Origin of the sequence: Cloacibacterium sp. TD35 (genome assembly GCF_028864635.1) — a bacterium.
GTDB lineage: Bacteria > Bacteroidota > Bacteroidia > Flavobacteriales > Weeksellaceae > Cloacibacterium.
On the sequence record NZ_CP104850.1, the window covers coordinates 2001081 to 2025031 of the forward strand.

Annotated in this window: 20 protein-coding genes; 9 read left to right on the top strand and 11 right to left on the bottom strand. The window is 32.5% G+C overall.

Annotated elements, in window-relative coordinates; genetic code table 11:
- Positions 1 to 59: 59 nt before the first annotated feature.
- Both N7277_RS09230 and gpmI read right to left on the bottom strand, forming a co-directional pair.
- Positions 60 to 2750 (bottom strand): sensor histidine kinase, encoded by a 2691-nt coding sequence (locus tag N7277_RS09230; RefSeq protein ID WP_274779275.1) that lies wholly within the window; start codon positions 2748 to 2750, stop codon positions 60 to 62.
- Between the two features lie 52 nt (positions 2751 to 2802).
- A complete protein-coding gene (gene gpmI / locus N7277_RS09235) occupies positions 2803 to 4332 on the bottom strand; it encodes a 2,3-bisphosphoglycerate-independent phosphoglycerate mutase (RefSeq protein ID WP_274779276.1) in 1530 nt (509 codons plus the stop codon).
- 160 nt (positions 4333 to 4492) lie between these two features.
- Between gpmI and N7277_RS09240 the strand changes: the two genes are divergently transcribed.
- Both N7277_RS09240 and N7277_RS09245 read left to right on the top strand, forming a co-directional pair.
- On the top strand, positions 4493 to 4816 hold the full coding sequence (locus N7277_RS09240) for a translation initiation factor (protein WP_274779277.1): 324 nt from the start codon (positions 4493 to 4495) through the stop codon (positions 4814 to 4816).
- A gap of 20 nt (positions 4817 to 4836) precedes the next feature.
- On the top strand, positions 4837 to 5691 hold the full coding sequence (locus N7277_RS09245) for a nucleoside phosphorylase (protein WP_274779278.1): 855 nt from the start codon (positions 4837 to 4839) through the stop codon (positions 5689 to 5691).
- A gap of 69 nt (positions 5692 to 5760) precedes the next feature.
- Here N7277_RS09245 and N7277_RS09250 read toward each other — a convergent pair whose 3' ends face one another.
- The gene (locus N7277_RS09250) at positions 5761 to 6321 is read right to left on the bottom strand and encodes a DNA-3-methyladenine glycosylase I (protein WP_274779279.1); all 561 of its coding nucleotides are present in this window, start codon (positions 6319 to 6321) and stop codon (positions 5761 to 5763) included.
- Positions 6322 to 6625: 304 nt separating this feature from the next.
- Between N7277_RS09250 and N7277_RS09255 the strand changes: the two genes are divergently transcribed.
- Together N7277_RS09255 and N7277_RS09260 are read left to right on the top strand one after the other, a co-directional pair.
- A complete protein-coding gene (locus N7277_RS09255; RefSeq protein ID WP_274779280.1) occupies positions 6626 to 6904 on the top strand; it encodes a hypothetical protein in 279 nt (92 codons plus the stop codon).
- Positions 6905 to 6996: 92 nt separating this feature from the next.
- Complete coding sequence (locus N7277_RS09260; RefSeq protein WP_274780824.1) at positions 6997 to 7806, top strand: enoyl-ACP reductase FabI; 810 nt, start codon at positions 6997 to 6999, stop codon at positions 7804 to 7806.
- A 177-nt stretch (positions 7807 to 7983) separates the two neighbouring features.
- On the opposite strand, the gene N7277_RS09265 is transcribed toward N7277_RS09260, so the two are convergent.
- Positions 7984 to 9153, bottom strand: coding sequence for an MFS transporter (locus N7277_RS09265; protein WP_274779281.1), 1170 nt, complete (start codon positions 9151 to 9153; stop codon positions 7984 to 7986).
- Positions 9154 to 9237: 84 nt separating this feature from the next.
- On the opposite strand from N7277_RS09265, the gene N7277_RS09270 reads away from it, so the two are divergent.
- Complete coding sequence (locus tag N7277_RS09270) at positions 9238 to 12189, top strand: VPS10 domain-containing protein (protein WP_274779282.1); 2952 nt, start codon at positions 9238 to 9240, stop codon at positions 12187 to 12189.
- Between the two features lie 43 nt (positions 12190 to 12232).
- Here the strand turns inward: N7277_RS09270 and N7277_RS09275 are convergent, their stop codons facing one another.
- Together N7277_RS09275 and N7277_RS09280 are read right to left on the bottom strand one after the other, a co-directional pair.
- Positions 12233 to 13573, bottom strand: a complete 1341-nt coding sequence (locus N7277_RS09275) for a M28 family metallopeptidase (protein WP_274779283.1) — start codon at positions 13571 to 13573, stop codon at positions 12233 to 12235.
- A 19-nt stretch (positions 13574 to 13592) separates the two neighbouring features.
- Positions 13593 to 14624, bottom strand: coding sequence for a threonine aldolase family protein (locus tag N7277_RS09280; RefSeq protein WP_274779284.1), 1032 nt, complete (start codon positions 14622 to 14624; stop codon positions 13593 to 13595).
- Between the two features lie 293 nt (positions 14625 to 14917).
- Between N7277_RS09280 and N7277_RS09285 the strand changes: the two genes are divergently transcribed.
- Both N7277_RS09285 and rpe read left to right on the top strand, forming a co-directional pair.
- On the top strand, positions 14918 to 15784 hold the full coding sequence (locus tag N7277_RS09285) for a sigma-70 family RNA polymerase sigma factor (protein WP_069797503.1): 867 nt from the start codon (positions 14918 to 14920) through the stop codon (positions 15782 to 15784).
- A 109-nt stretch (positions 15785 to 15893) separates the two neighbouring features.
- On the top strand, positions 15894 to 16544 hold the full coding sequence (gene rpe / locus N7277_RS09290; protein WP_274779285.1) for a ribulose-phosphate 3-epimerase: 651 nt from the start codon (positions 15894 to 15896) through the stop codon (positions 16542 to 16544).
- An 80-nt stretch (positions 16545 to 16624) separates the two neighbouring features.
- On the opposite strand, the gene N7277_RS09295 is transcribed toward rpe, so the two are convergent.
- Positions 16625 to 17044: a nucleoside-diphosphate kinase gene (locus tag N7277_RS09295; RefSeq protein WP_274779286.1), complete on the bottom strand. Its 420-nt coding sequence runs from the start codon at positions 17042 to 17044 to the stop codon at positions 16625 to 16627.
- Between the two features lie 226 nt (positions 17045 to 17270).
- Here N7277_RS09295 and N7277_RS09300 point away from each other — a divergent pair, with 226 nt between their 5' ends.
- Positions 17271 to 17921, top strand: a complete 651-nt coding sequence (locus N7277_RS09300) for a metal-dependent transcriptional regulator (protein WP_274780825.1) — start codon at positions 17271 to 17273, stop codon at positions 17919 to 17921.
- A gap of 44 nt (positions 17922 to 17965) precedes the next feature.
- On the opposite strand, the gene N7277_RS09305 is transcribed toward N7277_RS09300, so the two are convergent.
- From N7277_RS09305 to N7277_RS09315, 3 genes are all read right to left on the bottom strand, one after another.
- Positions 17966 to 19354 carry a hypothetical protein gene (locus N7277_RS09305; RefSeq protein ID WP_274779287.1) on the bottom strand — a complete coding sequence of 463 codons (1389 nt, stop codon included), beginning with the start codon at positions 19352 to 19354 and terminating at the stop codon, positions 17966 to 17968.
- 58 nt (positions 19355 to 19412) lie between these two features.
- Positions 19413 to 21974 (bottom strand): DNA gyrase subunit A, encoded by a 2562-nt coding sequence (gene gyrA / locus N7277_RS09310; RefSeq protein WP_274779288.1) that lies wholly within the window; start codon positions 21972 to 21974, stop codon positions 19413 to 19415.
- 153 nt (positions 21975 to 22127) lie between these two features.
- Positions 22128 to 22499 carry a DMT family protein gene (locus tag N7277_RS09315; protein WP_274779289.1) on the bottom strand — a complete coding sequence of 124 codons (372 nt, stop codon included), beginning with the start codon at positions 22497 to 22499 and terminating at the stop codon, positions 22128 to 22130.
- Positions 22500 to 22540: 41 nt separating this feature from the next.
- Here N7277_RS09315 and N7277_RS09320 point away from each other — a divergent pair, with 41 nt between their 5' ends.
- Complete coding sequence (locus tag N7277_RS09320) at positions 22541 to 22855, top strand: DUF4286 family protein (RefSeq protein WP_274779290.1); 315 nt, start codon at positions 22541 to 22543, stop codon at positions 22853 to 22855.
- A gap of 46 nt (positions 22856 to 22901) precedes the next feature.
- On the opposite strand, the gene N7277_RS09325 is transcribed toward N7277_RS09320, so the two are convergent.
- On the bottom strand, positions 22902 to 23939 hold the full coding sequence (locus N7277_RS09325) for an acyl-CoA reductase (protein ID WP_274779291.1): 1038 nt from the start codon (positions 23937 to 23939) through the stop codon (positions 22902 to 22904).
- Between the last annotated feature and the right edge of the window lie 12 nt (positions 23940 to 23951).

A 23951-nucleotide genomic window follows, 5' to 3' on the forward strand; every position in this document is an offset into this window, starting at 1 on the left:
TATTGGTTCTACAAATTATTACTACTTGTGTTTTTAGGCAATACTACAAATTACGTATTTTATATTTCGTAGAGTTCAATTGTGGTTCCAGAAACGTCTGAGTAAATATTAAATTTAAATCCTAATTCCCTTGCTCTTTCTTTCATATTTTGAAGTCCAAAACCTTCTTTCAAGTTTTCTGTTTTAAAACCTTTCCCATTATCTTTTAGATAGATGATTATTTTATCTTTCGAAATTATATTTACTTCTATTTTGGTTGCATGAGCATGTTTATATATGTTTTGTAGTGCTTCTTGTATTATTCTAAAGATACCACTACCTGTAGTAGCGTTAAATTTTCTATTATTTTCTATTTCTTCTTCAAAGATTATTCTTATTTCGTCTGTTTGTAAAAATTTTAGTGCATAAGTTTTGAAGTTATCATATAGTGCGATAAGATTGGTATCTTTATTTCCTAATATCCAAATTGTTTGTCTAAGTAGTGCCAAAATTTTTTCTGCATCTAATCTTACATCATCATAGCTTACCAAGCCATTATCTTTAGTATTATCAGAATGTTTAAGTTTGTCTATTTTAGAAATGAGGCTAGCTACGTAAGCACCAATATTATCATGTAAATCTCTACTGATTCTTTTTCTTTCATTTTCTAATTGATGTTTAACTCTCAGTTGATTGAGTTTTTTTATATATTTTTTCTTGTTAATTTCATTTAGATAACTATATAAGAAAACACCGATAACCAATACAGACAAGAAGATGAACCAAAGCCTTATATAGAAAGGCCCCAGAACTGTAAACTCTATTTTCCCAGGAACTATTTTTTCATATCCATCTTCATTTACTGCTTTTATTGCTAAGGTAAAATCTCCCTGGTCAATATGTGAAAACTTGAGTGTTCTAGGCTCTTTAAAAGGTTTCCATGCCTCGTTATTTATTTTATAAAATAATATAGTATTTCCAAGTATATCTTTATCTATGGATGAAAAAACAAATTGTAAATTCTTATTGTGGTCTTCGAAATATATTTTTTTATTAAGGTCTATTTTTTCTCCATTACTGTAAACCCTTGTTAAATAGGTGTCTCTTACATAAGAATTTGGAACTATTTTACTTAAATCAACAACTGATATTTTATTTTTAGTAACAATTGTTAGTTGATGGTTTTCTGGGGAATAACTCCCTTTTAAAATAAGATCCTCATGATTGTCAAGAAGCCTCAAAGAACCTACGGGTCTTAAATTATTCTTATATTTTAGCATTAATTCTTGGTCAGTCAAAATCCACATTTTGTGATGAATGTCCCTAAAAATTAATCTGGTAACATTTCCTTTAAAACCATTGTCTTTATTAAATGTTTTAACAACTTTATTCTTATACAATAGGGAAACACCTTTTCTAGCACCTATGTAAGTGGTATCATTATCTGAAAAAGCAGTGGTTATAAAGTTACTATGTAAGCCATTTTTTCTTGTGATATGATTTAAAAATTTAAAATTCTCATCTAAAAGAGATATCCCTGATTCATAAGAAATCATGGCATAGCCGTTTTTAATCTTAAAAAAATTTTCAATATTATTAAAAGGTTTGTTATGATGTCTTACAAAAGAGTTTCCTTCTTGAACAAATATACCACCTCCATAAGTGGTAAAAATAATTTGATTATTAATTTTCAAAATCTTAGAAACTCCTGAGGTAAGAGGAAAAGTACTAATGAGTTTTAATTGATTACCATTTAATTTGTAGGTTTCTAATCCTGCAAATGAACCTAGATAAATATATTTTTCGTCTATAAAAAAAGTAAACGCATCTTTTCTTACTAGAATTTTAGAGCGTATTTTATCATTGCTAATAATATACAAAATACCATCAGAAAGAACATATTCCATGTTTTTATGAGTCATTACGGCTCTAGCATTGGTGCTTTTTACATTGTATGTTACTTTTGGGGTATTTTCTCGAATAATATATATTCCTCCACCTTGAGAAGAAATAATAACGTATTTTTTTGTTTTTAGAATCTGATTGATGTGATTATTTCCTAGTCCATTTTTTTCTGAAAGAGTATCAATAATTTTATTATTTTTTCTTCTGATAATGCCATTATCTACCTCTTCGAGTGATGTATTATTAAATTTAATCACTTCTTTACGAAGAAAAAAATCTGCTTCTGCTAATTTTGTTTTAGTAGTGTTTTTCACCAAAAAGATATTATTACGCTCACGCAATAAAGGAATTAAGGTTTTAACATTCTGAATGTTAATTGCAAAAAATTTCTCTTCTTTTTTACTAAAATCAATACAATAAACCAAGATATAGTTTTTATCATATGGCGAAATCTTAAGTCCTTTGAGAACTAGATTTCCTAAATCAGGGTACTTTACGGTGATTCGTCTCTTATTGGTATCAAAATAATACAATCCTCTTTCTGAAAGGTAAACAACTAAACCATTTTTTTTATCTGCAATAGCGTGGAAAATATAGTTTCCTGGCATCCCATTATCTACATCTAATGTAATCCATCTTCCATCTTGATACGTAGCAAGGCCTTTGTCTGTTCCTAACCAAATCACGCCATTCTGGTCTTCGTTTGCATTAAAAACATAATTACTAGGTAAACCTTCGGCTTCGGTAATATTCTCTAAAATAGAAGCTTCTTGAGAAAAAAGAAAGGAAGAGAGCACAATAAAAAATAGGCCAACTACTTTTTTGCTTTTGGTACAAACAGATTTATAAAAAAAATTAGCCAACATAATGATTATTAGTTGGCTAAAGTTAATAAATTATTTTAAAAATTTGAAATTTTTAAGAGACTAAAACTTCTCCTGTCATAATTTCTGGAATTTCTACACCCATTACTTTTAAAATAGACGGTGCTACATCTCCTAATTTTCCTGGTTTCAAATTCCAAGTTTGGTCTTTATCCATTACAATTAGCGGAACTAGATTAGTAGAGTGTTGCGTATTAGGACTTCCATCAGGATTAATCATGTAATCAGAATTTCCGTGGTCTGCCAAAATGAAAACAGCATAACTATGTTCATAAGCTTTAGTAGCTACTGCTTCTATACATTTATCTACCGCTTCGCAAGCTTTTACTGCCGCTTCGAAAACTCCAGTATGTCCTACCATATCTGCATTAGCAAAATTTAAGCAAATGAAATCTGCAGATTCTTTTTCTAATTCTGGTAAAATAGCATCTCTAATATCAAAAGCAGACATTTCTGGTTTTAAATCGTAGGTAGCAACATCTTTTGGACTCGGACAAAGCAATCTTCTCTCTCCTACATATTCTTTTTCTCTGCCACCAGAGAAGAAGAAAGTTACGTGAGGATATTTCTCTGTCTCAGCTATTCTGATTTGAGTTCTCCCCGCTCTTTCTAGAACTTCACCCATAGTTTCTTGTAAAACTTCTTCATCGAAAATGACATTTACATTTTGGAAACTTTCATCATAATTGGTTAAAGTTACGTAGTAAAGATTCAATTTTTTCATTCCAAAATCTGGGAAGTCTTGTTGAGAAAGCACTTCTGTAATTTCTCTACCTCTGTCTGTTCTGAAATTGAAACAGAAAACTACATCATTTTCCTCAATTTTAGCAGAAGGAAGGTTATTATTTTCTGAAACGATAATTGGTTTTAAAAACTCATCTGTAACACCTTCTGCATAAGATTTTTCAATCGCTTCTACAGGATTTTTTGTAATTTCTCCTACTCCATTTACTAAAGCATCATATGCTAATTTCACACGTTCCCATCTCTTATCTCTATCCATTGCGAAATACCTTCCTACAACGGTTGCTAATTTCCCAGTTGAGATTTTCATGTGATTTTGTAAATCTTCTATAAAACCTTTTCCAGACATAGGGTCACAGTCTCTACCGTCTGTAAATGCATGTACATATACATTTTCTGTCAATCCAAATTCTTGGGCAGCAGTTAATAGCCCTTTTAGGTGATTGATATGAGAATGAACTCCACCATCTGAAACTAAACCGATAAAATGTACTTTTTTATGATTCAATTTCGCATATTCAAAAGCCATTTGAATTCCTGGCTCTAATCCTAGAGTATTTTTTTCTACCGCCATATTCAGTTTTACCAAATTTTGGTAAACTACTCTTCCCGCGCCTAGATTCATGTGTCCTACTTCAGAATTACCCATTTGTCCTGCTGGTAAACCTACTGCAAGTCCAGAAGCTTCTAGCGTAGTATTCGGGAATTTTGTATAGCAAGAATCTATAAAAGGTGTGTTTGCTTGGTAAATTGCAGACACTTTATTATCCGTTCCTAAACCCCATCCATCAAGAATGGCAAGTATTGCTTTTTTAGCCATTTTAGTATTTTTTTTAATGATACAAATTTACGAAAATTCTAGGCATAGAATAATTCTTTTTAAAGACAACATTTATCAGTATTTAAAATATTTTTAAAGATTAATTTTTCAGTTATCAGTTAATTTGTAACTTTACACTCCTTTTTTTGAAAACAATTATATGGATTTAAGAGACCAATTAAAAAACCTTTTCCCAGAACACGAGGAACAAGATTTTGAAATGCCAGAAGAAAAATCTGAGCAGAAGAATCCTCTTATCTGTAAATTCGAAAAAAAAGGAAGAAACGGTAAACCTGTTACTTTAATAGAAGGTTTCGAAGGAACAGATGAAGAACTGAAACAAATTTCTAAAAAAATAAAAACCACTCTAGGAATTGGTGGCTCAGAAAAAGACGGAATTATCGTCATTCAAGGAGATAATCGTGATAAAATCATGAAAATTCTTCAAGATATGGGTTATAAAACCAAAAGAGTTGGAGGATAATAATTAAAAAATTAAAAATTATGTTGAATAAATTAGCAGCTTCAGAATTGGTTTTAAATCCAGACGGAAGCGTTTATCACCTTAATCTTCAACCAGAAGATATCGCAGAAAAAATTCTTTTAGTAGGCGACCCAGACAGGGTTCCAAAAGTTTCTCAATATTTTGATAAAATTGAAATTCAAAAAAATAAAAGAGAATTTTATACGCATACTGGAACTTTAAGAGGAGAAAGAATTACGGTAATGTCTACCGGAATTGGTACAGAAAACATAGACATCGTGATGAACGAACTAGATGCTTTGGTGAATATTGATTTAAAGGAGAAAGAATTCAAATCAGAACATACTGCGCTTCAGTTATTCAGATTAGGAACTTGTGGTTCTGTAAATCCAGATGTACAGGTAGATAACATGTTGGTTTCTCAAAACGTAGTGGGTTTAGATGGTTTAATGCATTTCTATCAAGATTATCAGTTTGAGAATGAATTTTCTAGAAATTTCATGGAAAAATTCCCATACGAAAGAATTAAGCCAATGCTTTATTTCTCTGAATGGACAGAATCTCAATACGATTACTTCAAAGATGCAAAATACGTAGGAAACACGGCTACATTCCCAGGTTTCTATGCTCCACAAGGAAGACAATTGCGTTTAAAAGCCGTAGATGATAAATTTTTGGAAACACTTAATGATTTAGGAGTTACCAATTTCGAAATGGAAACTTCTGCGATTTATGGCTTGTCTAAACTTTTAGGACACAAAGCTGTTACCATTAATAATGTGATTGCGAATAGAAGACGTGGAGAGTTTTCTGCTGATCATCATCAATCAGAAAAAAACATGATTGAATGGGTATTAGAAAGAGTTATCAAATAAGTCAGAAACTTTTTATTCTCAATAAAAAACCAGCTAGATTTTAGCTGGTTTTTATTTTTTAATAGAATTTCATTGTGTTTTAATCCAACAGTCTTCCACATGATCATTTACCATTCCTGTGGCTTGCATGTGTGCATAAACTACTGTAGAACCCATGAATTTAAAACCTCGTTTCTTTAAGTCTTTAGCAAGAGCATCAGAAATTTCGGTAGTTGCGGGAACTTCTTTTAAGGTTTTAGGACGATTAACAATCGGTTGATGATTCACAAACCCCCAAATATATTTACTGAAAGAACCAAATTCCTTTTGAACTTCTATAAATTTTTGAGCATTATTAATCGTAGCCATAATTTTCAGCCTATTTCTTATAATTCCAGCATTTTGGATGAGCTCTTCTACCTTTTTATCAGAATATTTCGCAATTTTTTGATAATCAAAACAATCAAAAGCTGTTCTGAAGTTTTCTCTTTTGGCTAAAATAGTGTACCAACTTAACCCAGCCTGAAAACTCTCTAAAATTAAAAATTCAAAAATTGTTTCATCATCATAGATAGGTCTTCCCCATTCTAGATCATGATAATCTCGGTATAAATCATCTTTTTCGCACCATGCACATCTTATGACTTCCATATTATAGATAGTATTGATAATTAATATTTTACAGCTATAAAATTTAATAAAACTTTATCAATTGGTTAACAAAATTTTGTGAAATTAGTGAGTAAATTTGTTATGTAAAATATCACAAAATTTAGCTAAAGATACAACCTTCCTAATAATAGTTATTCATAAAAATCAAATTTTTGTTGCAAGAACCTCGAAGAATTTCGGGGTTCTTTCTTTTTAACGATATAATAATTCTTTATAATTCTGTAAGAACTGTCGTTCCTAATAATTCTACATTTGCTTTAGTAACCAATCAAAATATATTATTATGGACACGAACAAACCATTAGACAATGCTTCTGATAGATTAAACGAAGCAAGAGACAGAACAGTAAACTCTGTAGAAAATACAGCGGAAAACATGTCAGAAAGAGCAGAAAATTTTGTAGATGATGTAAAAGATACTGCAGAAAATGCTTGGGAAAAAACCAAAGATGTTGCCAATGACATTTGGGAGAAAACCAAAGATGTCGCTGAAAACGTTAAGGATAAAACCGAAGACATGATAGACAATGTAAAAGACGAATACAGAGACAGAACCCATTAATTTTTAATCATCATTTTGATTTAGAATCCCGAATTTTTCGGGATTCTTTTATGCTATAAGCAATATTTTTATAAATTTGCCTAAAATAAATTATTATGTACGGATTACTTAAAGGTAAAAAAGGAATTATTTTCGGTGCGCTTAATGATCAGTCTATCGCTTGGAAAGTAGCAGAACGTTGTCATGAAGAAGGTGCAGAATTTATCCTTTCAAACGCTCCTATAGCAATGAGAATGGGCGAAATAGATGCTTTAGCACAAAAAACTAATTCAGAGGTAATTGGCGCAGATGCTACTTCTATGGAAGATTTAGGAAAACTTTTTGATGCAGCTATCGCTAAATTTGGTAAAATAGATTTCATCCTTCACTCTATCGGAATGTCTGTAAACGTAAGAAAAGGCAAACATTATACAGATATTAACTATGATTGGTTAGAAAAAGGTTGGGATGTTTCTGCAGTTTCTTTCCACAAAGTAATGAAAACCGCTTGGGAAAAAGATTGTATGAATGAGTGGGGTTCTATTGTAGCACTTACTTATATCGCTGCACAAAGAACTTTCCCAGATTATAACGACATGGGAGACAACAAATCTTACCTAGAATCTATCGCGAGATCTTTTGGTTATTATTGGGGAGAGAAAAAAGTAAGAGTTAATACCATTTCTCAGTCTCCTACGGTAACTACAGCAGGATCTGGTGTAAAAGGTTTTGGAGGATTTATGGGATTTGCAGAAGATATGTCTCCTCTAGGAAACGCTACCGCACTAGATTGTGCTAATTATTGTGTAGCTATGTTCTCAGACCTTACCAGAAAAGTAACTATGCAAAACTTGTATAACGATGGTGGTTTCAGCAACACAGGAGTTTCTCAAAAAGTAGTAGATAAATACAACGGAGAATAAAATCTCATAACTTTTAAAATACACAATCCATTCAACACTTTGTTGAATGGATTTTTTTATGGCGCCTTAACACGCTGTCCGCTATATCTTTTTTAAATTTTCTCAAAGCAATTTACTAAAATTTAAAAAAGGATGCCGCTTCCATCGTTAGCGCAAAATTCCGAATAAAATAGAGACTTAGTTTTTTACTTTCACAATAGTCAAAAAATAAAAAACTACCAAAACAGTTACAATTCCTGTTGTAATAAAGGTAATTTCTGCCCCAAATTGATACCAAATAAAACCTGCAAGAGAACTTGCCATCATTGTAAAAATACTTTGAAATGAAGAAAAAGTCCCTATAGCAGTTGCCGTATCTTTTTTATCTGAAATATTAGTAATCCATGCTTTAGAAATTCCTTCTGTGGCAGATGCATAAACACCATACAGAAAAAATAATAGAAAAAAAACATAGTAATTCCTATTAAAACTCATTCCAAAATAAACTATTGAAAAAACCAATAAACCAAAAATAAAAATCCTTTTCAAACCTAATTTATCCGCCAAAATACCAATAGGGAAAGCCAACAAAGCATAAATTAAATTATAAAAAATATAGATTATAATGAGCAATTGGTCAGAAACTCCAGACTCTTTCATTTTTAGCAGTAAAAAAACATCAGAACTGTTGAATAATGTAAAAACCAATAAGCCCACAACCAATTTTCTGTATTCATCACTACTCTCCTTCCAATAATTCAAAAAAGAAAAAAAAGAAACATTTCTCTTCTCGGGTTCTGCGTCATGCTTTTTCTCTTTCAAAAAATAAGAAGCAATTACTGCCAAAATTCCCGGAATAAAAGCAATCAAAAAAAGTGTCTTATAATTTTCCGGATAAAAATAAAGATAAATTAACGCCAGACTAGGTCCTAAAACAGCACCAAATGTATCCATGCTTCTATGAAAGCCAAAGACCTTCGCTTTATTTTCTGAAGTAGCTTCGTCTGATAAAAGCGCATCTCTTGCACCTGTTCTCACCCCTTTCCCTATTCTATCAATTGTTCTTGCAAAAAATATCCAAATCGGGAAAGTAAAAACCGCCATCATCGGTTTAGAAATAGCACTTAGAGCGTACCCTAATTGCACAAAAGGAACTCTCTTGGCAGAAACATCAGATTTTTTACCAAAATACCCTTTACTTAAACCTGCTGTAGCTTCAGCAACACCTTCTAGAATACCAATTAAAACAATGGAAAAACCAATAGATTTTAAATAAATTGGCATAATTGGATATAGCATTTCACTTGCAGTATCAGTCAGTAAACTGATTACCGATAAAATCCAAATACTTCTGGTGATGTATCTCACTTTTTTTCTTTAAAAATAAGTAAATTTTTCTCAAAATTGATTGTAATAAATTTTATTAACTTTGAAAAAATCAATAAATACCAAATGAAAATTTCTAAAATTGTTTTAACTACTGCACTTCTTGCATTTTCTTTTCATCATGCGCAAAACCTTAAACTCAATCCTACTTCTGCAGAAGAACGCTGGAAAGGTTACGAACAAAGAAAAAAATTAGAAGAAAATTCTATTCTTAAAAACCTTCAATTCAGAAATATTGGCCCTACTACCATGAGTGGTAGAGTTACAGATATAGATGCCAATCCAGAAAATCCAACAGAATTTTATGTAGCGTATGCTTCCGGTGGATTGTGGTACACCAATAATAATGGAACTACCTTCACTCCTATTTTCGACAGAGAAGCCGTAATGACAATAGGTGATATTTACGTAGACTGGAAAACCAAAACCATATTCATAGGAACAGGCGAAAGCAATTCTTCTCGTTCTTCTTATTCGGGAATGGGCATTTATAAAAGTACAGACCAAGGAAAAACTTGGCAAAACCTAGGCTTAAAAGACACGCATCACATTGGAAGAATTGTGGTAAATCCCGAAAACAATAATGAAATCTGGGTTGCAGCAGTTGGTCATTTATATTCTCCAAACGCAGAAAGAGGTGTTTATAAAACCAATGACGGCGGTAAAACTTGGAAAAAAACACTTTCGGCTGACCAAAATTCTGGAGCAATTGATTTAGCAATTAATCCACAAAACCCAAAAGAAGTTTACGCTACACTTTGGTACAAAGAACGTAAAGCGTGGAAATTTATAGAAAGTGGAGCTTCATCTGGAATTTTCAAATCAAATGATGGTGGTGAATCTTGGCAAAAAATTTCTACTAAAGATTCTGGCTTTCCAGCAGATGAAAACGTAGGAAGAATAGGACTTTCCATTTTCCCAAAAAATCCAAATATCATTTATGCGATTGTTGATAATCAAAAAACAAGACCTGTTTCTGCCGTAAAAGAAGAAAAAACTGAAAAATTTTTGGACAAAGCCAAAATGCAAAAAATCACCAAAGAAGAATTCTTGGCTTTAGATGATAAAACGGTTAATGAATACCTTGACGGAGAACGTTTCCCTGAAAGATACACTTCAGAAAACCTTAAGAAATCGCTCAGAGAAAATAAAATCACGGTAAAAGATATTTTCAACTATACACACAACGGAAATGATGATTTATTCAACATAGAAATTGAAGGTGCAGAAGTTTACCGCTCTGATGATGCAGGAAAATCTTGGAGAAAAACCAACGAAAAAAATCTAGACGGTTTATATTATACTTATGGTTATTATTTCGGGCAAATTTGGGTTTCGCCTACTAATCCAGATAAAGTAATCATTGCAGGTGTTCCGATTTTAGTTTCAGAAAATGGAGGAAAATCATTCAAATCTATAGATTCACAGAATGTACATGCAGACCATCACGCGATTTGGTTTAACCCAAAAAATGACAATCATTTCATCAATGGAAATGACGGCGGAATCAATATTTCTTACGATAATGGAAATTCATACATTCATTGCAATTCTCTGCCCGTTTCACAGTTTTATTCTGTGGATTATGATTTAGAAAAACCTTACAATGTTTATGGCGGAATGCAAGATAACGGCGTTTGGTTTGGACCATCAAGCAATAAATTTGATTATAAAAAAGGGAAATTTGATAATGGCGATAACTTCAAATTTCTCCTAGGAGGAGACGGAATGCAAGTGCGTGTAGATTTCAGAGATAATGCCACTATTTATACTGGTTTTCAGTTCGGAAATTATTTCAGAATTAACAGAAAAACCAATGAAAGAAAATATCTAGAAGTTCCTAGAGAAATTGGTGAAAATCCGCTTCGTTTCAATTGGGAAGCTCCTTTTCAGATTTCTCGTCATAATCAAGACATCGTTTATTTTGCTTCGCAAAGTGTTTTCCGAAGTATGGACAAAGGCGAAACTTGGCAAAAAATTTCTGGAGATTTAACCAGAAATACCAAACAAGAAAATGTGCCTTATTCTACCCTTTCAACAGTTGAAGAAAGTCCGAAAAAATTCGGATTAATTTATGCAGGAAGTGATGATGGATTGGTTAATGTAACCAAAGACGGCGGAAATTCTTGGCAAAAAATAGGCGATTTTCCTGGATTTTGGGTTTCTATGGTTCAACCTTCTTCTTTCTCAGAATCTAGAGTGTATTTGAGTTTAAATGCATATAGAGAAGACGATTTCCGTGCATTGCTTTACATTTCTGATGATTTCGGGAAAACTTGGAAGAAAATTGGCGAAGATTTACCTTCAGAACCTATTAATGTCATCAGAGAAGACCATACTAACGAAAATCTTCTGTTTGTAGGAACCGATAACGGATTGTACATTTCTCTAGACCGAGGAAAAACGTTTATGTCTGCCAATAACGCTACTCTTCCTAATGTAGCTGTCCACGATTTAAAAGTTCATCACAGAGATAATGAATTAATTGTAGCAACTCACGGAAGAAGTATTTACATTGCCGATGTGAAGAAATTACAAAAATTAACGCCAGAAAATTTAGCTAAAGATTTAATCGTTTATGATATAGAAAACGTGAATTTCAAAGAAAATTGGAGCAAATCTTACAATAATTTCACTGAAATTGAAAAACAGAATTTCCCATTAGAATTTTACACTAAAAATGCTGGAAACGCTTTCACTAAAATAATCAATGCTCAAAATGAAACCATAAAAATCATTAATCATTCTGCTGACAAAGGATTTAATACCATCAATTATGATTTGACCGTAAATGCAACTAAAAAATCTAAAAAAGCAGATGATGGCAATGTTTACATCACGCCAGGAAAATACACGGTAGAAATTTCCATCAATGGAGTTACAGAAAAGAAATCGTTAGAAGTGAAAGAAAAACCAAAATCTAAAAGCAAAAGGGTAACCGAAGTTCCGCAAGGAACAATGTCTCCAGGAGAATTTAAAAAATGGAGAAGAGAAGTTGGTTTCAAAAAACAATTATAATTTTAAAACAAAAAAAGTCCCGAAAATTTCGGGACTTTTTATTTTATCTTACACTCGGAATTACGATGAGACTTTCGTTTCCTGAACTGTTTACCGCTTGTACTGCAAAGAAATAATTATCTTTAGAATAAGGCAGTTTCATAGAATTTTCTTTGGTGAAAAATTTCTTTTGCCAAGTAGAAGAATCGGTTTCACGCATGAGAACGTAGTAACCTGAAACTTCTCCATTTTTTGGTTTTTCCCAATGAATGGTAGTGAAATTGGTCAATTCTTTTACATCCATTTTCACATTTTCTGGTTTAGAAGGAGATTTTGCCAAATTTGCCAAAACAGAAACATTAACGCCAACATTTTTCTTGAAATATTCAAAATCCATAAACTCTGGTAAATCCCCAAATTGCTTACCATTTTCTTTTCTGATATCTTGATGTTGATGGTCATAATTTTCATTAAATTCAGTTAATCTTACTGCTGAAAAACCTTGATTCACAAATGAAGTATGATCACCACCACGAAGAAATCTGTCGTTTCTGTAGATTAATTTAACTTCTAAATTGTCCACATAACGCTCTCCAATTTCCTTAATATATCTTGCTAATTGTCTGGCTTCGCCATCATTTTCTAAACCTAAATTTCTAATTCCTTGAGCTTTTTTGTCCAAATCAAATTGTGGTAAACCTTCAGAAAAAACTCTTAACTGATTGGCATTAATTAAATTGGTTTCACTAGAAAGATTATTCCCTACCATATCATTATTAAGCAAAGCTTCTAATTGCCAATTTTCATTTTTTGCCTTTTCTGCAAGCATTTTTGCACCTAATAAACCTTGTTCTTCGCCAGAAAACGCTACAAAAACAATGGTTGCTGGGAATTTTGATTGGCTCAAAACTCTAGCAGATTCTATTACGGCTCCTACTCCGCTTCCGTCGTCATTGGCTCCCGGTGCGAAATCTTTGTTATTCATCACATCAGAAACTCTGGAATCTAGGTGTCCGCCAATCATAAAAATTCTTTTATCATTGGGATCTGTCCCACGTAAAATGGCAATAGCGTTTCCTAAATCTGTAGGCTGATTGATTCGTTTTCCATCAGGTTGAATGGTTTGATTTTGTAGAAAAACTTCCATTCTTCCATCAGCATTTTTAGCATAATTTCTAAATTTAGAAAGCACCCAATTTCTAGCAGCACCGATTCCTTTTTTGGAATCAGTTGTAGAACTCATGGTATGACGAGTACCAAAACTTACTAATTTATTGATATGAGATTTTAGAGAATCTGCGCTTACTTGCGACACATAATTCGCAATTTCTGCATCTCTGGAAACAGTTTGTTGTGCAGAAAATACAACAGGAATTAAAAAAATTGAAAGTATAAGTTTTTTCATTATTGATTGTTGGTTTTATTTATTTTAATTTCGAAATTTCTTGACAAAAACGTTCTACCACTTCAGTTTCTGTAGCCCAAGACGTGATAATTCTAATAGCAGATTTTTGCGCGTCTATTTTCTTCCAAACATAAAAATCAAACTGCTCTGAAAGTTTCTCAATTTGTAAATTTTCTAAAATCGGGAAAATCTGGTTGGTATCCGTTTCAGCCAAAAGATCGCAACCAATTTCTTTGAAAGTTTGTTTAATTTTCATGGCTTGTTGATTAGCATGTTTTGCTAAATCCCAATACAAGTCTTCTTTTAACAACTCTTGAAACTGAATACCGAGTATTCTTCCTTTTGCCAACATTGCACCTTTTTGCTTGATATGAAACCCGAATTCTTCTTGTAAAATTGGGTTGTTAATCACAATAGCTTCTCCTAATAAAGCTCCGTTTTTAGTTCCGCCAAGATAAAAAACATCTGTAAACTTCGCTACATCTTCTAGCATTAAATCATTGCTCTCTGCAGTAAGTGCTTGTCCTAATCTAGCACCATCCATAAAGAGGTACAAACCGTTTTCTTTGCAGAATTTTGAAAGATTTTCTAATTCATTTTTTTTGTAAATGGTTCCAATTTCTGTAGAATTAGAAATGTAAACCAATTTCTGTTTCAGTTGATGAGGTTTATTTTGATGAACCTCTATCACACTTTGTACAAGTTCTGGAGTCAATTTACCATCTATGGTTTCTACACCATGAACTTTGTGACCTGTTGCTTCTATGGCTCCTGCCTCGTTGGTAAAAATATGACCAGTAGTTGCAGAAACCACACTTTCGTGAGGTCTTAGAATTGATGAAATCACCAATAAATTCGCTTGAGTGCCTCCACTTACAAAATGAACTTTGGAATGAGGTGCATTTGCTTTTTGAAGAATGAATTTTTCTGCTTCTACACAATAATCATCTAAACCATAACCATTTTGTTGAGAAGAATTGGTGCGCATCAACGCTGCTAAAATACTGGGATGACAACCTTCTGAATAGTCGTTTTTAAAAGAATATTTCATAGGACTAAATTAAATATTATTGAGGAGAAAATGAGAAATATGACATAAAAAATTTAAGAAAAGTTATATTTATTTCCGAATGTGTTAAAATACGAAAAACTGCGCCCCAGATTAAGCCATTGTTGGAGCTCATCTCAAAAAATAGGGGAATTGGGCTTGGCTTTTGAGATAGCGACTGGCGAAAGCTGGAAATGGCACACTAATTATTGGCTTTTTCTATAAAATTTAGATGTTTTTTCATTATTTTCAATAAAACGTGTAACCTTTTCGTTATCATTTACGTATAATAAGATATGAGACAGTTAAAAATTACAAAACAGGTTACCAATAGAGAAACCGCTTCCCTTGACAAATATTTGCAAGAAATTGGTAAAGTAGAACTCATCACAGCAGACGAAGAAGTAGAACTAGCTCAAAGAATCCGTAACGGAGACAGAGCTGCTCTAGAAAAGTTGATTAAAGCCAACTTGCGTTTCGTGGTGTCTGTATCAAAACAATATCAAAACCAAGGATTATCTCTTCCTGACCTTATTAATGAAGGAAACCTTGGCCTAATGAAAGCTGCTAAAAGATATGACGAAACCAGAGGTTTCAAATTTATTTCTTATGCAGTTTGGTGGATTAGACAATCTATCTTACAAGCTCTTGCAGAGCAATCTAGAATTGTAAGATTACCTTTGAACAAAATTGGTTCAATCAATAAAATCAACAAAGCTTACGCACACTTAGAACAAGAAAACGAAAGACCACCTTCACCAGAAGAATTGGCAGAAGTTCTAGACATGAGCGAAGAAGATATTAAAGAATCTATGAAAAACTCTGGTCGTCACTTATCTATGGACGCACCATTAGTAGAAGGAGAAGATTCTAACTTATATGACGTTTTACGTTCTGGTGAATCACCAAGTCCAGATAAAGACTTAATGCTAGAATCTCTACAAATAGAGATTGAAAGAGCTTTACAAACGCTTACACCAAGAGAAGCAGATTTGGTAAGATTATATTTCGGTCTCAATGGAAAACATCCTATGACTTTAGAAGAAATAGGTGAAACTTTCGACTTAACGAGAGAAAGAGTAAGACAGATTAAAGAAAAAGCAATTAAGAGATTGAAACACAACTCTAGAAGCAAAATCTTGAAGTCTTATTTAGGAAAATAATAAAGCTGTAAGCATTCAGCTATCAGCAAAACGCAAAAAAGATAGCAACTCGCTATCTTTTTTTTATATCAATACTTTAAAAATCTAAACGAAAGAAGTAAAAAATAAAATGAAAACAAAACTTATTGCACCTTCAGTTTTATCTGCAGATTTTGGGAATTTACAGCGTGATATAGAAATGATCAACCGCAGTCAAGCAGATTGGTTTCACGTAGACGTGATGGACGGAAGATTCGTTCCGAATATTTCTTTTGGCTTCCCAGTAATGAAAGCCATTCAGGAACACGCCAAAAAATTTGTAGATGTGCATCTTATGATTGTAGAACCAGATAAATATGTAGAAGAATTTATCAATTACGACGCAGACTTGGTTTCTGTACACTATGAAGCATGTACCCATCTTCACAGAACCATTAATTTGATTCAAGACAAAGGTGCAAAAGCCGGTGTAGTTCTCAATCCCTCTACTCCAGTTTGGGTATTAGAAGATATTATTACCGAAGTAGATTTGGTTTTATTAATGAGCGTAAATCCTGGTTTTGGTGGACAAAAATTTATAGAAAACACCTACAAGAAAATCAGAGAAACCAAAGAATTGATTCTGGAGAACAATTCTACAGCGCTCATCGAAATAGACGGCGGTGTAAATACCGAAAACGCTCCAAAACTCTTCGAAGCAGGTGCAGATGTTTTGGTGGCGGGAAATGCAGTTTTTGCCAGTGAAAATCCAGAAAGAACAATTGAACTGTTAAAAGTTTAAAATTACTTAAAGAGATAAAAAATAAAAAGTTCGAGAAGATTCTCGAACTTTTTTTATAAATTTTGGGTAATACTATTTGATTAGAAAATTTCTCTTCCAGAAAAATGGAATTGCGCTTCAATTAGAGCATTTTCATCAGAATCTGAACCGTGAACTGCATTTTCACCTACGCTTCTTGCAAACATCTTTCTAATGGTACCTTCTGCAGCTTCAGCAGGATTGGTAGCACCGATTAGTTTTCTGAAATCTTCTACTGCATTTTCTTTTTCTAAAACCGCAGCTACAATTGGTCCAGAAGACATAAATTCTACTAATTCTCCGTAGAAAGGTCTTTCTGCGTGTACTTCATAGAATTTTTTAGCATCTGCAACTGTTAATTGAGTTAATTTTAATGCTTTGAATTTAAATCCAGCTTCTGCAATTTTCCCTAAAATTGCTCCAATGTGCCCATCTGCAACCGCATCTGGCTTAATCATTGTAAATGTAATGTTACCTGACATAATTTTTTAAAAATATTTTTTGCAAATGTAAGATATTTTTGTACTTTTGCAAAGGAAACTTATTTCAAAGAGAGCCATTTTCTTTTGGCACGTTATTTGCAATATTAATAACGATTCTCATGTTTAATTTGAGTTTTCATGGTTATTAGTTTTTACCTCCAAGCAATTGGAGGTTTTTTTATGTAAAAATAAAATGTTAGATTTGAAAAATAATACATCTAACAACATGAATTCCCTTACCGAAGAAAACTATTTAAAAGCCATTTTCCACTTACTAGATTCTGAAAATCAGGTTACTGTAAATGAATTAAGCAAATTTTTACAAATAAAAATGCCTTCTGTAAACAGCATGATGAAAAAGTTTGCAGATAAAAATTGGGTAATTTATGAAACGTATAAACCAATAAGGGTAACAGAATTAGGCAGAAAAGAAGCCGCTATAGTTGTAAGAAAACACCGATTAACAGAAATGTTTTTAGTTGAAAAAATGGGATTCGGTTGGGAAAATGTACATGAAATTGCAGAACAACTAGAGCACGTACACTCTGAAGATTTTTTTGATAAGATGGATGAAATCCTGAATTTTCCAAAAGTAGATCCTCATGGCGAACCCATCCCAGATAAAGACGGTGTCATTATCACTCAAAATCTTAAAAAACTAAGTGAATGTAAAATAAATGAAACGATAATCCTCACTTCGGTTACTATTTCTACAGATGATTTCCTAAATTATCTGAATCAGAGAAATCTAGCTTTGGGTGTAGAAATTTTGATTAAAAGTATAGAAAAGTTTGATGGTTCTATGCAGATAGCGTTTTCAGATAGAACCGAGGTTTTAAGCAAAATGGTCTGCGAGAAACTTTTAGTAAAAAAATAAATCCCGAATTTCTTCGGGATTTATTTTTATGTATGAAGTATTGATTATTTTCCAGCTTTTAGAGCAGCTTCTACTGCTTTCATTTCTTGGAATTTAGCATCATTATGTGAGGTTTGATACAAACCTTTTAATAATGAAACAATTTCTAAATCTTTAGGATTTAAAGAATAAATTTTTTCAGCATATGGAATCGCTTTACTTAACTTAGCTCTTCTTTCTGCTAAAAGTTTATTGAATACATCCATTTTTTTTGCTTTTCTAGCCTCATCAATTGCAGCAATGGCTTTATCATCTCCATTTACATAAATGTTAAATACCATACCCTGTAAAGCTTCTGCATAATTAGGGTCTATTTCTAAAGATTTTTTGAAATAACCTTCTGCTTCAGCTAATTTGCTAGGATCTTTACTTGCCAAAACGCCTAAATTATACCAAGAAATTTTGTCGTTAGGATTTTTTGCAACTTGGTCTTTTAGGTTAGCCATGAACTGATCCATTTTTCCAGATTTGTAATAGATAGTACCTTGTTGTTCTGTTAATTTGCTACTTTTTGGAAATTTAACTAATCCTTTTTCAATTAAAGCTAATGCTGAATCATAATTTTGATTTTCAATTTCTAAAGCTACAGCTGTTTCATATAATTCTTGCTCTACACTTGGAGTATTTTCTGATTTGAAATCAGTATAATCTCCAGTTGCTCCCATTTTTTTATATAAATCCCAAGTATTTTTGTCTAGGTTTTCTACTGCTCCTGTTTTTTTATTCTTAGCTTTATACTCAGTTTTTACACCAGTATAACCTTCATTAATTAACTCATTATAAACTTTTGCAGCTTCTGCATTTTTTTGACCTTGAGCAAAAGAAATTCCTGCATAATATTTATATAATTTATCTTCGCCACCACCAGCTGCTAATAAATTATTAACTTCTAAGAATTTTTTCCCAGCCAATTCGTGGTTTTTAGCATTATAAGCAGCCATTGCTTCATCATTAGCTTTTGTCAAAAGTGGGTTAATTTTCGCACCAAGACTTCCAGCCAATGTAGGCACATAAGCTTCTTCTTTTAGATTAGCAACACCTGATGCATCTGCAGCCTGTTTTCCTACATAATACACTTTTTGCTTATCTGCATTTTTACCTACATAAATTTTAGATTTTCCAAGTGCAGAAATATTTGCTAATACTTCTGCGCCTTCTGAAACCTTACCGGTATTTAGAAGTCCCAAGCCTTTAGCATAATAATACTGTTCTAAAACTGAAGGCTCTAAAAGGTAAGTCTTACCTCCTAAAATTGCATCTGCAGCACCAATTTGTGAATTAGCTGTAGCAGTATCATTTGCTTCGATTGCTTTGAAAGCAGCTGTAATTTCTTTTTTTTGTCCAAATGAAAAACCAAAGGCAATAACCGCTGCACTTAAAATTATTTTTTTCATAATGTAAAAATTAAATTTTTAAGAAAGGACAAGTCATCAACTTGTCCTAAATATAATACTATTCTTCTTCGTTATTATTTAATGTATCTTCTTGAGATTCTATAGGAGCTTGATTTTGAGTTTCTTCGTCATTATTATCTACTGTTTCTTCAGTTTCTTCTTCTACTTCTTTATCCATCATTACTTTAGCAACAGCAGCAATCTCGTCATTATTTTTTAAGTTAATCATTCTTACTCCTTGTGTATTTCTACCCATTACTCTTAAATCATCCATTCCCATTCTTATGGCAACTCCAGATTTGTTGATAATCATCAAACCATCTTCATCAGTAACTGACTGAATTGCAATAAGATTTCCTGTTTTTTCGGTAATGTTAAGTGTAATTACTCCTTTTCCACCTCTGTTGGTAATTCTGTAATCTTCTACTGCGGTACGTTTACCATATCCTTTCTCTGAAACAACTAATACCGTCTCATTTTGAATATCATTTACCACAATCATGCCAATTACCTCATCTCCATCAGATAAATCTACACCACGAACTCCAATAGAAGTTCTACCTACTGCTCTTACTTTTTCTTCTGGGAATCTGATACATTTACCACCTTTAGTGGCAATCATGATTTCAGAAGTTCCTGTAGTTAATTTAGCTTCTAATAATTGGTCATCTTCTCTAATTTCAATAGCATTAATACCATTTACTCTAGGTCTAGAATATTGTTCAAGAGAAGTTTTCTTGATAATACCATTTTTAGTCACCATTACTACATACATAGAATTTACATAGTCTACATCTTTTAGATCATTGGTTCTGATGTATGCTCTGATTTTATCATCTGGTTCGATGTTAATTAAATTCTGAACTGCTCTTCCTTTAGCTGTTTTAGAACCTTCAGGAATTTCGAATACTCTTAACCAGAAACATTTTCCTTTTTCGGTAAAGAACATCATGTATTGGTGATTGGTCGCCGAAACAATGTATTCTAAGAAATCGGCATCTCTAGTTGTAGCGGCTTTGTTACCAACTCCACCTCTACTTTGAACTTTGTATTCAGAAAGTGGCGTTCTCTTGATGTAACCCGCATGAGAAATAGTAAGAACTACTTTTTCGTCTGGAATTAAGTCTTCTATAGACATTTCTCCACCTGAGTAATCTATTTCTGAACGTCTTTCGTCTCCGTATTTTTCTTTAACTTCTAACAATTCATCTTTGATGATTTGGTATCTTCTTGGTTCATTGGTCAAGATATCTTCCAAATCTTTAATTAAAGCCATAATTTCTTCATATTCAGCTCTAATTTTGTCAAGCTCCATTCCTGTTAAACGAGCAAGACGTAAGTCTAGAATCGCTTGAGCTTGAATTTCAGAAAGTTCAAATTCTGCAATTAAGCCTTCTTTTGCATCTTGTGGCGTAGAAGAATGACGAATAATTGCAATCGCTTTATCTAGAGATTCTTGTGAACCGATTACCTTCATGAAACCTTCTAAAATATGTGCTCTTTCTTTCGCTTTTTTCAGCTCATATTCCGTTCTTCTTACAATCACTTCGTGACGATGGTCTACAAAATGATGAATAATATCTTTAAGGTTTAATTGTTCTGGTCTACCATGAACTAAAGCGATGTTGTTTACAGAGAAAGAAGTTTGTAAAGCAGTATATTTATACAATAAGTTAAGAACTACATTTGGAATCGCATCATTCTTCAGTTCATAAACTACTCTAAGACCGTTTCTGTCAGACTCGTCTCTAATTTCATAAATTCCAGGAATTTTTTCATCTTTTACCAATTCTGCAGTTCTGGCAATCATTTCTGCTTTATTGACTTGGTAAGGAATTTCGGTAACGATGATGGCATTTCTATTGCCTATTTCTTCGAAACTTACTTTAGCACGAAGTACAATTCTTCCTCTACCTGTATGGAAAGCGTCTCTTACACCATCATAGCCATAAATAATACCGCCCGTTGGGAAATCTGGAGCAATGATATGCTTCATTAATTCATCAATAGTAATTTCTCTATTGTCTATATAGGCACAGATAGCATCTACAGCTTCAGATAAGTTATGTGGCGCCATATTGGTAGCCATACCTACAGCAATCCCAGAAGTTCCGTTAACCAAAAGATTTGGAATCTTGGTAGGCATTACTTTTGGTTCAGTCAATGAATCATCAAAGTTATTCTGAAAATCTACTGTTTCTTTATCTAAATCAGAAAGAATTTCGTCTGAAATTTTCTTTAATCTCGCTTCGGTGTAACGCATTGCAGCTGGTGGATCTCCGTCCATAGAACCGAAGTTACCTTGACCATCTACTTGCGGATAACGCAAACTCCATGGTTGCGCCATTCTCACCATTGCATCATATACCGAAGAATCTCCATGAGGGTGATATTTACCCAAAACATCCCCTACAATTCTTGCAGATTTTAAATATTTTCTGTTCGAAAAAACGCCCAAACCATACATCCCGTATAAAACTCTTCTGTGAACAGGTTTTAAGCCGTCTCTTACATCTGGTAACGCTCTGGAAACAATTACCGACATTGAGTAATCAATGTAAGAGGATTTCATTTCATCAACGATGTTGATAGGAATTAGTCTTTCTCCTTCTTTATGCATACTTTATTTTTTAATTATTTGAAAATCAGACTTATAATAAAATAAACTGATTTCTAAATTTTTCAATTTTAAATAACGCACGAATATACGAAAAAATGCCGAAAAAAGTGATGAAAATTCACAATTTATTATCCACAAATAAGCTAATATTTATCATTTTTTGAAAACAAAATAAACCGCCAAAACTAAACAGACAAAAGCCGCTAGATGATTCCATTTAAACGATTCATTTCTAAAGAAAAATACTGCAAATACGGTAAAAACAACCAACGTAACTACTTCTTGTATAATTTTCAACTGAAATAATGTAAAAGGCCCTCCATTTTCTCTAAAGCCTAATCTATTAGCTGGTACTTGAAAAATATATTCAAACAACGCAAATCCCCAACTAATGAGAATAACCGACCAAAGTACAGATTTTTTCATCCAACCCCACTCTTGGAATTTGAGATGACCATACCACGCAAATGTCATGAATATATTAGAAACCAATAAAAGCAGAACAGTAAGAATTCCTTTTGTCATTTTTGAGTATTTTTGCAAAATAATTTCCAAAAATAAGAAAAATGAGCATTTTAAGCATAACATTCCATACTGTAGAAAGCCAATTGCAGACTTGGGAACAATATTTAGAGAATGAATTGATGAGTTTAGTTGAAAACTTTATAGACGTAGAAAAATACATTCTTTCTGAAGTGAATACCGAAATGCTTACCGAAGGTAAAAACACTAATCTCCTTCTCATCTTCGAAAGCGATGAAAAAAGACAAGAATTCATAGAAAATGAACTTTATAATCTTTCAGAAATAATCGCCAGAAAATTCGGGGAAAACGTGATGATTTTCAAAACAGAATTGAACGAAAAAAAATCCAGATTTTAACAATCTGGATTTTTTTTTAATTTTTATCAATATATTATATTAACATTTAGACCACACTTAAAAAAGCCATCGTATCAATATTATCTGCATAAGTATTGAGACTAGGATTTTGCGCTTCTCCAAAGTTTACAGAATTTTCTATCCCCAATTCTGGCTTTGCCACCACACACTGAATATTTGATTCATTTTCTACGAGAAAAGCGTGAACCTCTTCTACACTTTCGTATCTGCTGAAATTAAGCACAGAAAGCGGCGAAAACAGCGCATTATCTTCTTTGAGCATTACAAAATTATTATCCCAAAAATTCTCTTGATTCAAGAGATAAACTGCTTTATTATAATCATAGTTATTGGCATATTTATGATGATTAATCACGTCTTTGAAACCTAAAAAGTTTTCAAAAAGCCTACTTAATTCATAATCTTTCGGGATAAGAAGCCTCGTTACATTTCTACAACCTAAGCCAAAATATCTGAAAATATCTTCTGCTAAGAGTTGTAATTCTTCATTCGTTTCATCTCCTTTAATTACCGCCACAGAAGTTCTGTTTTTTCTAATAATAGACAAAGCATCTTTAAAATAATACTCTAAATATCTAGCTGTATTATTACTTCCTGTAGCAATTACCGCATCATAATCCGTCAATCTTTCTACAATCTGAAACTCTAAATTCCACTCAGCAAATTCGCCCCATTTTTTCAAAAAGAAAGGCAAAAGAAGTCTATCTTTAGAAGAAAGTTTAATCAGCGGAATATGATTACTCATTAGCACACACATCACGTCATGAAATCCTACCAAAGGAATATTTCCCGCCAAAATCAATCCTACTTTTTTAGATAATTGAGAAACCTGATATTCTGAAAGCCAATTTTTTATATTTTCTTCGGTTAAAATATCTGCCCAATTTTTAAAACAAAATCTTATGTTTTCTTGTGTAAACCATGGGTTTTCTACCTCGCTTCGTCTCATCAATGCAGCTAGTTCTTGCTCATCATGAGTATAATCAATTTCTGATTTTTGTAAAAACTGTTGAAGATAATGTCCTAATTTACTTAAACCCTGTATTTTGAGATCTTGTTTCATTTTATATATTTA